This is a genomic window from Pseudarthrobacter sp. ATCC 49987 (assembly GCF_009928425.1).
Classification (GTDB): domain Bacteria; phylum Actinomycetota; class Actinomycetes; order Actinomycetales; family Micrococcaceae; genus Arthrobacter.
This window is the reverse complement of record NZ_JAABNS010000001.1, coordinates 1,013,737-1,025,927: the sequence shown is the minus strand read 5'-3', so window position 1 is coordinate 1,025,927 and position 12,191 is coordinate 1,013,737. Positions and strand designations below refer to the sequence as shown.

12 protein-coding genes are annotated in these 12,191 nt (G+C 67.9%); 6 read left to right on the top strand and 6 right to left on the bottom strand.

Annotation, left to right across the window (positions count from 1 at the left end):
- Nucleotides 1-38 precede the first annotated feature (38 nt).
- Nucleotides 39-206, top strand: a complete 168-nt coding sequence (locus GXK59_RS20405) for a hypothetical protein (RefSeq protein WP_202129057.1) — start codon at nt 39-41, stop codon at nt 204-206.
- Nucleotides 207-328: 122 nt separating this feature from the next.
- Entirely contained in the window at nt 329-4,381 is a 4,053-nt protein-coding gene (hrpA, locus tag GXK59_RS04780) for an ATP-dependent RNA helicase HrpA (RefSeq protein WP_160664804.1), read from the top strand.
- Nucleotides 4,382-4,430: 49 nt separating this feature from the next.
- Here the strand turns inward: hrpA and GXK59_RS04775 are convergent, their stop codons facing one another.
- Genes GXK59_RS04775 through GXK59_RS04760 form a run of 4 tightly spaced genes read right to left on the bottom strand, consistent with a single transcriptional unit; the run spans nt 4,431 to nt 6,963 of the window.
- Entirely contained in the window at nt 4,431-4,859 is a 429-nt protein-coding gene (locus GXK59_RS04775) for an HIT family protein (RefSeq protein WP_160664802.1), read from the bottom strand.
- On the bottom strand, nt 4,856-6,019 hold the full coding sequence (locus tag GXK59_RS04770; protein ID WP_160664800.1) for an NAD(P)-dependent alcohol dehydrogenase: 1,164 nt from the start codon (nt 6,017-6,019) through the stop codon (nt 4,856-4,858). The genes GXK59_RS04775 and GXK59_RS04770 overlap by 4 nt, the downstream gene beginning before the upstream one ends.
- A gap of 55 nt (nt 6,020-6,074) precedes the next feature.
- Nucleotides 6,075-6,461 carry a hypothetical protein gene (locus GXK59_RS04765; RefSeq protein WP_237393974.1) on the bottom strand — a complete coding sequence of 129 codons (387 nt, stop codon included), beginning with the start codon at nt 6,459-6,461 and terminating at the stop codon, nt 6,075-6,077.
- Between the two features lie 7 nt (nt 6,462-6,468).
- A complete protein-coding gene (locus GXK59_RS04760) occupies nt 6,469-6,963 on the bottom strand; it encodes a MarR family winged helix-turn-helix transcriptional regulator (protein ID WP_160664798.1) in 495 nt (164 codons plus the stop codon).
- 153 nt (nt 6,964-7,116) lie between these two features.
- Here GXK59_RS04760 and GXK59_RS04755 point away from each other — a divergent pair, with 153 nt between their 5' ends.
- Nucleotides 7,117-7,437, top strand: a complete 321-nt coding sequence (locus GXK59_RS04755) for a hypothetical protein (RefSeq protein WP_160664796.1) — start codon at nt 7,117-7,119, stop codon at nt 7,435-7,437.
- 3 nt (nt 7,438-7,440) lie between these two features.
- A complete protein-coding gene (locus GXK59_RS04750) occupies nt 7,441-8,859 on the top strand; it encodes an HNH endonuclease (protein WP_160664794.1) in 1,419 nt (472 codons plus the stop codon).
- 14 nt (nt 8,860-8,873) lie between these two features.
- On the opposite strand, the gene GXK59_RS04745 is transcribed toward GXK59_RS04750, so the two are convergent.
- Nucleotides 8,874-9,743: a sulfurtransferase gene (locus tag GXK59_RS04745; protein WP_160664792.1), complete on the bottom strand. Its 870-nt coding sequence runs from the start codon at nt 9,741-9,743 to the stop codon at nt 8,874-8,876.
- Between the two features lie 48 nt (nt 9,744-9,791).
- Between GXK59_RS04745 and GXK59_RS04740 the strand changes: the two genes are divergently transcribed.
- Nucleotides 9,792-10,928, top strand: a complete 1,137-nt coding sequence (locus tag GXK59_RS04740; RefSeq protein ID WP_160664790.1) for a PLP-dependent cysteine synthase family protein — start codon at nt 9,792-9,794, stop codon at nt 10,926-10,928.
- A 4-nt stretch (nt 10,929-10,932) separates the two neighbouring features.
- On the opposite strand, the gene GXK59_RS04735 is transcribed toward GXK59_RS04740, so the two are convergent.
- Nucleotides 10,933-11,589, bottom strand: a complete 657-nt coding sequence (locus GXK59_RS04735) for an MBL fold metallo-hydrolase (RefSeq protein ID WP_160664788.1) — start codon at nt 11,587-11,589, stop codon at nt 10,933-10,935.
- A 104-nt stretch (nt 11,590-11,693) separates the two neighbouring features.
- On the opposite strand from GXK59_RS04735, the gene GXK59_RS04730 reads away from it, so the two are divergent.
- Nucleotides 11,694-12,155 (top strand): Fur family transcriptional regulator, encoded by a 462-nt coding sequence (locus GXK59_RS04730; protein ID WP_160668994.1) that lies wholly within the window; start codon nt 11,694-11,696, stop codon nt 12,153-12,155.
- Nucleotides 12,156-12,191: the final 36 nt, after the last annotated feature.

Sequence of the window (12,191 nt, the reverse complement as noted above, 5' to 3'; positions counted from 1 at the left end):
CACTTCTTTTGGTCCTGGCACCGGAGAACCATGGAGGTATGGAACTCCTCGGAATCGCCCTCATTGTCCTCATCGTCGTCGGCCTCGCCGCCACCATCGCAGCCCTCCGCAAGGACGGTCTTGGCCACAACCCGCCGGTCCGCTCGGAAGACTATTGGACGGCACTGGACCTGCCCAGCACCAACTACACCTTCCGGATCTTCTAAACCCTGGCAGCGGTCACGCAGCACCCCGAACCACCGCCCACTGCCCGGCCCCGCAAAGGGACCGGGCACTTACTTGTCCCGGAACCGCCGCAGGAACACTTCCCAGTAGACTGGGTGCAGCCATGACACTGCATATCTCCTACCCCGCCGAGCTGCCGGTCTCCGAGCGCCGCGAGGACCTGATGGCCGCCATCGCGGCCAACCAGGTGACCATCATCGCCGGCGAGACCGGATCCGGTAAGACGACCCAGATTCCCAAGATGTGCCTGGAACTGGGCCTCGGCGAGAACGGACTCATCGGCCACACGCAGCCGCGCCGGCTGGCCGCCCGCACGGTCGCCGAGCGCATCGCGGAGGAGCTCGGCGTCGAGATCGGCCAGGAAGTCGGCTTCCAGGTCCGCTTCACCGGCGAGGTCGGCCGCAACACCAAGGTCAAGCTCATGACCGACGGCATCCTGCTGGCCGAGATCCGGCGCGACAAGCTGCTGCGCAAGTACAACGCGATCATCATCGACGAGGCACACGAGCGCAGCCTCAACATCGACTTCATTCTCGGCTACCTCAAACGGATCCTGCCGCAGCGGCCGGACCTGAAGATCATCATCACCTCGGCCACCATCGATCCGCAGCGGTTCGCCAAGCACTTCGGCAGCGAGGAGGAGCCGTCGCAGATCATCGAGGTCTCCGGGCGCACCTATCCGGTCGAGATCCGCTACCGGCCGCTGTCCCAGCCGGCCGGCGGCCCCGGCGCCGCAGGTGACGACGCCGTCGACGCCTCCGACGACGAGCTGGAAGAGGACCGCGATCCGCTGGACGCCGTCTGCGACGCCGTCGACGAACTCGCACAGGAGGCGCCCGGCGACATCCTGATCTTCTTCTCCGGCGAGCGCGAGATCCGTGACGCCGCCGAGGCCCTCAACGGCAGGATCCAGTCCAACCGCAAGCTGGCCGGCACCGAGGTGCTCCCCCTCTTCGCCCGGCTGAGCCTGCAGGAACAGCACAAGGTCTTCCACCCCGGCGGCAAGCGCAGGATTGTGCTCGCCACCAACGTCGCCGAGACCTCCCTGACGGTCCCCGGCATCAAGTACGTCATCGACACCGGCACCGCCCGCATCTCCCGCTACTCGCACCGGACCAAGGTCCAGCGCCTGCCGATCGAGCGGGTGTCCCAGGCCTCCGCCAACCAGCGCTCCGGCCGCTGCGGCCGTGTCTCCGACGGCATCGCCATCCGGCTGTACTCGGAGGAGGACTTCGAGTCCCGGCCGCCGTTCACCGATCCCGAAATCCTGCGCACCAACCTCGCCGCAGTCATCCTGCAGATGACCGCGATGGGCGTCGCCCGCGGTCCGAAGGATGTCGAAAACTTCCCCTTTGTGGAGCCGCCGGACTCCCGCGCCATCAACGACGGCGTCACCCTCCTCCGCGAGCTCGGCGCCCTGAGCGCCGCGCGCCCGCAGGAAGAGACGGGCGACGGCGACGGCCGCCCCGGCCGCCCGCCCGCTAGCGGACGAAACGGCGGTGCGACCGGCAGGAACGGCGGCGGGCTGACCGCCGTCGGGCAGCAGCTTGCCCAGCTGCCCGTGGACCCGAGGCTCGGCCGGATGATCGTCGAGTCCGGAAAGCGCGGCTGCGTCCGCGAGGTCATGATCCTGGCCGCCGCGCTGACCATCCAGGACCCGCGCGAGCGTCCGACCGACAAGCAGCAGCTCGCCGCGGAGAAACACGCGCGTTTCCGGGATGAGAACTCGGACTTCACCGGGTTCCTGAATCTCTGGAACTATCTCCAGGAGAAGCAGCAGGAGCTGTCCTCCACCGCCTTCCGCCGGCTTTGCCGTGCCGAGTTCATCAACTACCTGCGCGTCCGGGAGTGGCAGGACCTCTTCGCCCAGCTGCGCCAGCTCGCCCGGCCGCTCGGCATCAGCCTGGACAACAAGCGCCTGGCCGATCCGGTGGGCAACCATGAGGGCATCCACATCAGCCTGCTCTCGGGCCTGCTGAGCCATGTTGGCATCCTCGATGAGCGCAAGCGCGAGTATGCGGGCGCCCGCGGCAGCCGCTTCGCGATCTTCCCGGGCTCGGCCCTGTTCAAGAAGTCCCCGACTTTCGTCATGGCCGCTGAGCTTGTGGAGACGAGCAGGCTGTGGGCGCGGGTGTCCGCGAAGTTCGATCCCCTCTGGGTGGAGCAGGTGGCGCCGGACCTCGTCAAGCGCAGCTACAGCGAACCCCACTGGTCCAAGAAGATGGGCTCGGTGATGGCCCATGAAAAGGTCACGCTGTACGGCGTGCCCATCATCCCGAGCCGCCGGATCAATTACGGCAAGGTGGACCCGGAGCTCTGCCGGGAGCTGTTCATCCGGCATGCCCTGGTCGAGGGTGACTGGCAGACCCACCACAAGTTCTTCCACCGCAACCGGGCTCTCCTCCACGAGGTCGAGGAGCTGGAGGCGCGGATGCGTCGCCGCGACATCCTGGTGGACGACGAGACCCTCTTCGAGTTCTATGACGCCCGGATCGGCAAGGAGGTTGTGTCCGAGCGTCACTTTGACAAGTGGTGGAAGGACGCACGGCAGCAGGATCCGGCTTTGCTCGATTTCGACCAGGCGCTGCTGATCAGTGAACACGCCGACGCCCTGGATGACTCGGCCTACCCGAAGACCCTGCTGCACAAGGGCTTTGAGCTGCCGCTGAGCTACGAGTTCCACCCTGTCGCCCCCGGGTCGCCGCCCAACCCGTCCGACGGCGTCACCGCCGAGGTGCCCGTGCTGTTCCTGAACCAGCTCGACGACGCGGCGTTCCGCTGGCTCATTCCGGGCCAGCGCGTGGAGCTGGTCACCGCCCTCATCAAGTCGCTGCCCAAGCAGGTGCGCAAGAACTTCGTGCCGGCACCGGACGTCGCCCGGCAGGCCGTCGCAGCCCTCGAGGCGGACTTTGATCCGGCGGCCGACGAGCTGGAGGCCTCGCTCGAACTGGTCCTGCGCCGGATCCGCGGCCAGGTCATCCCGCCGCATTCCTGGAACTGGGATGCCGTTCCGCCGCACCTGCGGGTCAGCTTCCGCGTCGTGGATTCCCGGGGGAAAGTGCTGGACGAAGGCAAGGACCTCGGCGTGCTGCAGGACCGGCTGGCACCGGCCACCCGCCGGGCAATTGCCGAGTCACTGGGCGCCACGCCCGCGACCACGGCGCCGTCGTCGAATGGCCGGGCCAACGGCAAAGCGAACGGCACGGCGAACGGCAAGGCCGCCCAGGCGGCCGGCGCGGCCGCAGGAACCGCGGCGTCAAGTGTTTCCGCAGCCTCGACCGGTTTCGCCGAAAAGACAGGGCTGACCTCCTGGACCTTTGGAACAGTCCAGCGCCAGGTCCAGGGCACGGTCAAGGGGCATACCGTCACCGGCTACCCCGCTCTCGTGGACGAGGGAAAGTCCGTGGCACTGCGGCTCTTCCAGACCAGCTCCGAACAGGAACAGGCCATGCGCGGCGGCGTCATCCGCCTGCTGGCCCTGAAGGTGCCGCCGCCGGACCGCTACGTCCTGGAGCACCTGAACAACACCGAGAAGCTGACGTTCAGCCAGAACCCGCACGGCTCCGTCACGGCACTGATTGCGGACTGCTCCCTCGCCGCCATCGACAAGCTCACCCCTGCCGAGCTGCCGTGGGACGAGGCGACCTTCAACGCACTGTATGAGAAGGTCCGCGCGGACCTCATCGACACGGTCTTCACGGTCACCGCCATCGTGGAGCGCATCCTGGCCAGCACCCGCCGGATCGAGAAGGCGCTCAAGGGCACCACCAGCCTGGCTCTGATCAGCGCCCTCAACGACATCAAGAGCCAGCTGGAGCAGCTTGTCTTCCCCGGTTTTGTGGCACGCACGGGCTACAGCCAGCTCAGCCAGCTGCCGCGCTACCTCGCGGCGATCGAGAAGCGCCTGGAGAAACTTCCTACCAACGTCCAGCGGGACGCCCAGAACATGGCGGCGGTCCAGGCACTGGAGGACGATTACGACGACGCCGTGTCGGCCCTGCTCCCGGGCCGGCGGGCAGGAGCGGAGTTAACCCAGGTCCGCTGGATGATTGAGGAGCTCCGGGTCAGCCTCTTCGCCGTCGAGCTGGGGACCGCCTATTCGGTCTCCGAGAAGCGGATCCGCGCGGTCCTTAACAAGGCGCTGGCGCCGGCCTGACGCCCCGTGCGGGGAGCCGGGCGAGCGCCAGCGTATGGGCGGTGTTACCTCAGGTGGCCGGAACGTGGGCCGCGTGGCCGGCTTTCCGGAGCCCCTCGCGGAGCTTCTCGGCGTTGGCGTCCAGCCGGGCGGGATCGGGGTTCTGGTCCACCGAGCCGAAGTCGAAGTCCGCCATCGTGTTGGATGGCCACACGTGGACGTGCAGGTGGTTGATCTCGTAGCCGGCCACAATGAGTCCGGCGCGTGCCGCGTCGAACACCTCGACCTGGACGGCGCCGATCTTCTGGGCCACCTGCATCACGCGGGCGAGTACTTCGGGAGGCGCGTCAGTCCAGCGGTCCACTTCCTCGGTCGGCACCACGAGGGTGTGGCCGTCGGCGAGCGGGCCCACCGTCAGGAACGCCACGACGTCGTCCTCGCGCCAGACGAAGCGGCCGGGGATCTCGCCGTTGATGATCCTGGTGAAGAGAGTGCTCATGCGTCTGCCCTTTCCGAGGGTGTTCCGAGAGTGCTGGTGTCCAGGACAAAACGGTACTTCACGTCGCCGGCAACCATGCGGCCGTAGGCCTCGTTGAGCTGGTCGGCACGGACTACCTCAACGTCGGAGGTGACCCCGTGCCCGGCGCAGAAGTCCAGCATTTCCTGCGTCTCGGCAATGCCGCCGATCAGCGAGCCGGCGTACGCGATCCGGCGCCGGATCAGGGCACCGGGATTCACGGGCGGCATGTCCTCCGAGGGCAGCCCGAGCTGGAAGAGTGCCCCGTTCACGCGCAGGGTACGGAAGTACGGGTTGAGGTCGTGGGGCGCGGCGACGGTGTCGATGATGACGTCGATGCTGCGGTTGGCGGCGTCCATTGCGGCCTCGTCTCGGGACAGGATGACCTCGTCCGCGCCGAGTTCGCGGGCGGCGGCGACCTTGGACTCCGACGTAGTGAAGACCTTCACTTCGGCGCCCATGGCCTTGGCCAGTTTCACTGCCATGTGGCCGAGGCCGCCCAGACCGACGACGCCGACGACGTCCCCCTCCTCGACGTCGAAGTGGCGCAGCGGCGAGTAGGTTGTGATCCCGGCGCACAGCAACGGGGCGGCAGCGGCCGGGTCGAGGCTCTCCGGGACGTGCAGCACGTAGCGGCGGTCCACGACGATCGAGGTGGCATAGCCGCCCTGCGTGATGGCGTCCCCGTTGCGGTGGTCCTTCGAGCCGTAGGTGCCCGTCATGCCGTTTTCGCAGTACTGCTCGAGGCCGTCGAGGCAGCTGTCGCATTCACGGCAGGAATCGACCAGGCAGCCGACGCCGACCAGCTCTCCCGGGCTGAAATCGTCGACGGCGGACCCGACGCGGCTCACCCGGCCCACGATTTCGTGGCCGGGGACCAGCGGGTAGTTCCGGGTTCCCCATTCGTCCCGGGTGGCATGGACGTCCGAGTGGCAGAGTCCGCAGAATTCGATGGCGATTTCGACGTCGTCCTCCTTCGGCGCGCGGCGTGCGACGGTCAGGGGAACGAGGCCGCTGTCGCTGGCAGTCGCGCCATAGGCGGCGGCGAGGCGCGGCCCCGGCGTCGTGGTGTCCGTGGTGTCCGTGGTCAGGTCGGGAAGCGGCTGGGCAAGGGGCGGCGGTACGGGGCGTCCGGGAGTCATGGTTCGACGCTACCCCCGGGACCGTCCGCCATGCCACTTGGGGCGCGATAACCCATCAGCTGAGCGCAAGGACAAAATATAAGGCTGCGAGGACCAACGCGACAGGGGTCATGATGAGGCGTTCCGGTCGGCTGCGGGAGATCCCGTTCATCACCACGCCCAGCCCGAAGTACGTCGTCAGCGCCCAAACAAGTACCGCGGTGACGGTGTCGTTGACCACCGGCGGCGCGACGGCGGCCCTGGCCAGTGCCGCATAGGCAACGTGGACGTAGAGGGCAATGGACACGCCGCTGCCGATCCTGAGCCTGGCGGGGAGGACCTCGTGTTGTCCGCCCCACGCCATTCTCCCGAGCGGCGCCCCGACGATGAGAGCGCCCTGAAGGATCCCCAGACCGGCCAGAACGGCACAGGCGACAAGCGCGGCAAGCTGATCCAGCGGCATCACGACATCACCCCGCATCAGGTACGGGCTGATCACGGTTTGGGCGGGCCTGCTCGTCCGGATTGAGCACGCGCAGGGCGTTTTCGATGATCCGGTCGAGCTGTTGAACCAAGGCTTCTTCGTCTACGCCCGCATCGACTCCATCCTGATGGGATTCAAGACCGTGCCAGGCGCGTTCCAGCAGGGCCGCCCCCTTCTGGGACAACGAGATTGTGTTCGCGCGGGCGTCGTCCGGGTGCGGTCCCGACGTGACCAGGTCGTCCTCAAGGAGCCGTGCGAGCCGCTGGGTGATTGACGCCCGTGACACGTCAAGCGCGTCCGCAATTTGTCGTTGAGTCTGCTGGCCCAGTGCGCCGACGGTGAGCAGTACCAGAAAGCCTGAATAGCGGATTCCGTGATGTTCCTGAAGATAGCGGTCTGCAACCCGGTCGACCAGCGCAGTGGCGCGGTGCAGCTTGAAGGCTGCGCTTTCGACGATGTCACGCGGCTCGCAGTAATCCATATAGTTAAGTAGTTAACTAAATGGCACCGTTGTCAAGGGTGCGTCACGGTAAGAGCCCACAACCCCGGAGCCCGGGACGTGCCGGGTGGCCCCATTTCGCACGACTGTAAGACGGGCCTCATTACTGTCGCAGGTGCCCGATAGTGTTTTTCCATGGACGGCAATCAGGGGCCCGACGAGGCCCTGTCTGTTGCGGAGAGCGGTAACGACGAACTCCTGGACTTGCTCAGGACCGTCAGCCGCATACTCCAGGACGTGCATCAGGCCGAGGATCCCGCGGGGGTCATCGAACAGTACCGGCGGTTGGAGGGGCTGAATTCCGCGTTGGGCACCTTGCGGACGCGCCTTCAGCTGGCTATTGTCCTGGGCAGCGTTCCGGGAGTCACTCCCGGAACGGGAAGCTCCCCCATGGCATCCGATGCGCTGGGACGCCTCCGGCGGGCCATAAATGTCATAGCACGCAGAGACACTTGATTCATGGACAACGTGCAGGAGCCCGGCATAGCGCCAAAAGTGGCGGAAAGCGTGACGGTCACGGACGTAGCCCGCATGCTGGCCGGCCTCCCGGCCCCGGACAGCCCCGCTGCGCTCCTCGAGGAAACGCGCGAGCTGGAGGACCTCAAGTCCGCCCTGGCCGCCCGCCAGGCCCGACACGCCGTCGCGTTCGACCTGTCCCAGCGCCGTGACCAGGCCGACGCCGGGATGCCGACGGCGGAACTCGGCGCAGGGGTCGGCGCGCAGATCGCCCTGGCCCGGCGCGAATCCCCCGCCCGCGGCAGCCGGCTCCTGGGTTTGGCGAAGGCGCTTGTCAGCGAAATGCCCCACACTTTGGCGGCCCTGGAGACCGGGCAGCTCACCGAATGGCGCGCCACCCTCCTCGTGAAGGAAACCGCGTGCCTGACCGCGGAGGACCGGGCCGCCGTCGACGCCGAACTCGCGCCCGACACCGGAACCTTCGACGGCGCCGGAGACCGGAAGATCATCGCCGCGGCCCGCACCGCGGCCTACCGGCGGGATACCCGTTCGGTCACCCAGCGCGCCAGCCACGCCGCGACCGAACGCCACGTCAGCCTCCGCCCGGCCCCCGACACCATGTGCTACCTCACCGCCCTGCTCCCGGTCGCCGCCGGGGTCGCCGTCCATGCCGCGCTCACCCGGCACGCCGACACCCTCCGCAACTCCGGGGACCCCCGCACGCGCGGGCAGCTCATGGCCGACACCCTCGTCGAACGCACCACCGGCACCCCCGGCGGGATCAGCGGCATCGAAATCCAGCTCGTCATGACCGACCGCACCCTCTTCCAGGGCGACAGCGAACCCGCCCGCCTCCCCGGCTACGGCATCGTCCCCGCAGGCTGGGCCCGCGGGATGCTCACAGACACCGGTGGATCCGGGGAAGAACGGGCCTTCACCACCTGGCTCCGCCGGCTCTACACCGCCCCCGGCACCGGCGAACTCACCGCCCTGGACTCCCGCGCCCGGCTCTTCCCGCCCGGACTCCGCCGCTTCCTCACCCTCCGCGACGACACCTGCCGCACCCCTTACTGCGACGCCCCCATCAGACACTTCGACCACATCATCCCCTGGCACAACGGCGGCACCACCAGCCACTGCAACGGCGCCGGACTCTGCGAAGCCTGCAACCACACCAAAGAAATCCCCGGCTGGTCCTCCCGACCACGCCCCGGACCCAGACACACCTTCGACATCACCACCCCCACCGGCCACACCTACCAATCCACCGCCCCGCCGCTGCCGGGAACAAGTGACGGAAGAGCTATCGCCCCAACGGAGCTGGATTTGGCTGCGGCGAAGAGCCGCAACCATCGCAGAGAGCGCCGCCGCAGAGCCCAGACGCTCCTACGTGCCCGGGCAAAAGACCGGTTCGCGGCCTGAACGAACGACCCGTACTACTGAGCGGAACTGCCGTCTGCGTACGGCGCATCCCCGGTCACTACCGGGTTCACGGCGTTGGTGGACCATTCAGAGAACGACCCCGGGTAGAGTGCCGCCGGGAATCCGGCGATTTCGAGGGCTGCAATTTCGTGGGCCGCGGTGACACCGGAGCCGCAATAGACGGCGGTGGGGACGTCGGCGCGCACCCCCAGGCTCGTGAAGCGCTCCCGTAACGTGGCCGGGGACAGGAACCTGCCGTCGACCCCGAGGTTGGCAGTGGCGGGGGCACTCACGGCTCCCGGGATATGGCCGGCACGCGGATCCACTGGTTCGAACTCGCCGCGGTAGCGCTCCCCTGCCCTGGCGTCCAGCAGCAGTCCCTGGTGGCCCCAGGAAGCCGCCTGCCCGGCGTCGATGATGGGCATGGCGCCGCCGGTCAGCTCAACGTCCCCGGGCTCCGGCTCCGGTTCGCCGCTTTCGACGTCGAAGCCGGCGTCCCGCCAGGCGGCCAGTCCGCCGTCGAGCAGGTAAACGTCGGGAAACCCGGCATTCCGCAGCATCCACCAAAGCCGGGCGGCGGCCAGGTTGCCGCTGTCGTCGTAGGCCACCACGACGTCGCCGCTGCGGACTCCCCAGGTTCGCACAGACGCTTGGAACTGTTCCAGGGCCGGGAGCGGGTGCCGGCCGCGGCGCGGGTCGGCGGGTCCGGCCAGGTCAGTGGCGAGGTCCACAAAGACGGCGCCCGGGAGGTGCCCCGCGAGGTAGTGCTCCCGGCCGTGCGGGTCGCCGAGCGCCCAGCGCACATCCAGCACCGCGGTCCGCCGGCCGGTGCTTCCTGCTCCGACCAGGTCCTTCAGTGTGGCGACGTCCATGAGGGTCTGCATCCGCCAACTCTATCCATGGGAATCGGCCGCCGCCGGTAGGCTGGTGCGGTGATCAACGCGCGACAGCAGGACCGGGCATGGGCCGACGAGGCCCTCCGCAGAATCAATGCAGAGAACAACCGGTCCGCGGACACCCATTTGTACTCCGTCCCGCTGCCGGAGCATTGGGGCGTCCAGTTGTACCTCAAGGACGAGTCAACGCACCGGACGGGAAGCCTCAAGCACCGCCTGGCTCGCTCGCTGTTCCTGTTCGGGCTGGTCAACGGCTGGATCTCTGAAGGCACCACCATTGTTGAGGCCTCCAGCGGCAGCACGGCCGTATCGGAAGCCTATTTCGCCCGGTTGCTCGGGCTGCCGTTCATTGCGGTGATGGCCCGCACCACCAGCCGCGAGAAAATCGCCCTGATCGAGCAGTTCGGCGGCTCCTGCCTGCTGGTGGACCACGCTTCGGAGGTCTACGAGGCCGCCGCGGAACTCGCACAGCGCACCAACGGCCACTACATGGACCAGTTCACCTACGCCGAACGGGCCACAGACTGGCGCGGCAACAACAACATTGCCGAGTCGATCTTCGACCAGCTCGCCCTGGAGGAGCACCCGGTCCCGCGCTGGATCGTGGTGGGCGCCGGCACCGGCGGCACCAGCGCCACCATCGGCCGCTACCTCCGCTACCACCAGCACCACACACAGCTGGCCGTCGTGGATCCGGAGAACTCCGCGTTCTACCCCGGCTGGCTGGAAAGCCGCGGAACTCCCGACGGCGGCACCCCGAACAATGCAGCCCCCGACGCCGGTGTGGCCGGTGTGGCCGGTGTGGGCCAGCCGTCACGGATCGAGGGAATCGGCCGGGCGCGTCTGGAACCCAGCTTCGTCCCGGCCGTCATCGACCACATGATCCAGGTCCCGGACGCGGCCTCGGTGGCCGCGATGCGTCATCTGCTCTCCCATGCCGGCCTGCACGCAGGCCCGTCCACCGGCACCAACCTGTGGGGCGTCTGGCAACTCATCGCGGAGATGATCGCCGAGGGCCGCCGCGGCAGTGTTGTGTCGCTGATGTGCGACGGCGGCGACCGCTACGCCGGGAACTACTACAGCCCGGAGTGGCTGCGGTCCCAGGATCTGGACCCCGAACCGCATGAAGCGGCCATCCGGGGATTCTTCGCCAGCGGGGCCTGGCCGCAGTAGCTGCCTAGACTTCCACGGTGTCCCCGGTCGAAAGGTGCCGGTAGTCAGTACCGTATCTGGCTCCGAACCGGGTCACATGCCCTTCCACCAGTCCCCGCCCGGCGTCATTGAGCAGGGCGTCGTGGATCGGGAAGGCAATCGGTGCACGCACGCCGATCACGAAGTCGACCACCTCCCCCACTTTGTTCCAGGGTGCGTGGATCGGGACCAGCAGCGTCCGGACCTCCACGCCGTCGGGCACTATAAAGGAATCGCCCGGGTGGTAGACGTTGGAATCCACGAAGTAGCCGATATTGGCCACCACGGGAATCTGCGGATGGATCAGCGCGTGCTGCCCGCCGAAAGTCCGGATGGAGAAGCCGGCCGTCTCGAAGACCTCGCCGGGGGCCACCGCGTGGATCCTCGTCCCGGCGCCGGGCGCCTTCTCCCGCAGTTGTGCTGCGACTCCCGCCGGCGCGAAAAGCTGCAGGGAAGCGCCGCCGAGCAGCGCGGCCGCGACGGCCTCGACGTCGATGTGGTCGGCATGTTCGTGGGTGACCAGCACGGCATCGGCGCCGGCGAGGGCCTGGTCCGTCTCCGAGAAGTTTCCCGGGTCGAAGACCAGCACTTTGCCATCCTTCTCGAGCCGGACACAGGCATGGGTGAACTTAGTCAGCAACATCCGGCCAGCCTAAGGTCCTGCCCCGGCGGTGTCCACGTGCCGGCTGGTAATCTGGGACCTTGCCACCACCCGTATCAAAGACCACCAGCGAAGCGAGTTCGACGATGTCCCACGGCGCCACCGCCGACGGCGGCCGGGCAACCGTGCCGGCCCCTGCCGCGGCCAAGGAGCAGCGTGTCACCAAGCAGCGCCTCGCGGTCAGCGCCGTCCTTGACGAACTGACGGACTTCGTCAGCACGCAGGAACTGCACCGCATCCTGCAGGACCGCGGCACCTCCGTGTCCCTCGCCACCTCATACCGGATCCTGCAGTCCCTCGCGGATGAGGGCCTGGTGGACGTCCTCCGGAACGCCGACGGTGAGGCCGTGTACCGGCGCTGCGCCGTCACCGGCCATCATCACCATCTGCTGTGCCGCAACTGCGGCAAGGCCGTCGAAGTCGAGGCACCTGCAGTCGAGGCCTGGGCCGCCCGGACGGCCACCGAGCACGGCTTCACCGCAGTGGAACACACCGTCGAGATCTTCGGCCTCTGCCCGGCCTGCACCGCCCGGGCTGCCCGCCACTAGCCAAAAATACACCGCGGGCCGGGTTGCAGTAGCTGC

Bases quoted from the DNA above. Each gene is read 5' to 3' on its own strand.
- GXK59_RS20405 (WP_202129057.1), top strand. From the start codon at position 39: ATGGAACTCCTCGGAATCGCCCTCATTGTCCTCATCGTCGTCGGCCTC.
- hrpA (WP_160664804.1), top strand. From the start codon at position 329: ATGACACTGCATATCTCCTACCCCGCCGAGCTGCCGGTCTCCGAGCGC.
- GXK59_RS04775 (WP_160664802.1), bottom strand. From the start codon at position 4,859: ATGAGCACTCTCTTCACCAGGATCATCAACGGCGAGATCCCCGGCCGC.
- GXK59_RS04770 (WP_160664800.1), bottom strand. From the start codon at position 6,019: ATGACTCCCGGACGCCCCGTACCGCCGCCCCTTGCCCAGCCGCTTCCC.
- GXK59_RS04765 (WP_237393974.1), bottom strand. From the start codon at position 6,461: ATGCCGCTGGATCAGCTTGCCGCGCTTGTCGCCTGTGCCGTTCTGGCC.
- GXK59_RS04760 (WP_160664798.1), bottom strand. From the start codon at position 6,963: ATGGATTACTGCGAGCCGCGTGACATCGTCGAAAGCGCAGCCTTCAAG.
- GXK59_RS04755 (WP_160664796.1), top strand. From the start codon at position 7,117: ATGGACGGCAATCAGGGGCCCGACGAGGCCCTGTCTGTTGCGGAGAGC.
- GXK59_RS04750 (WP_160664794.1), top strand. From the start codon at position 7,441: ATGGACAACGTGCAGGAGCCCGGCATAGCGCCAAAAGTGGCGGAAAGC.
- GXK59_RS04745 (WP_160664792.1), bottom strand. From the start codon at position 9,743: ATGCAGACCCTCATGGACGTCGCCACACTGAAGGACCTGGTCGGAGCA.
- GXK59_RS04735 (WP_160664788.1), bottom strand. From the start codon at position 11,589: ATGTTGCTGACTAAGTTCACCCATGCCTGTGTCCGGCTCGAGAAGGAT.
- GXK59_RS04730 (WP_160668994.1), top strand. From the start codon at position 11,694: ATGTCCCACGGCGCCACCGCCGACGGCGGCCGGGCAACCGTGCCGGCC.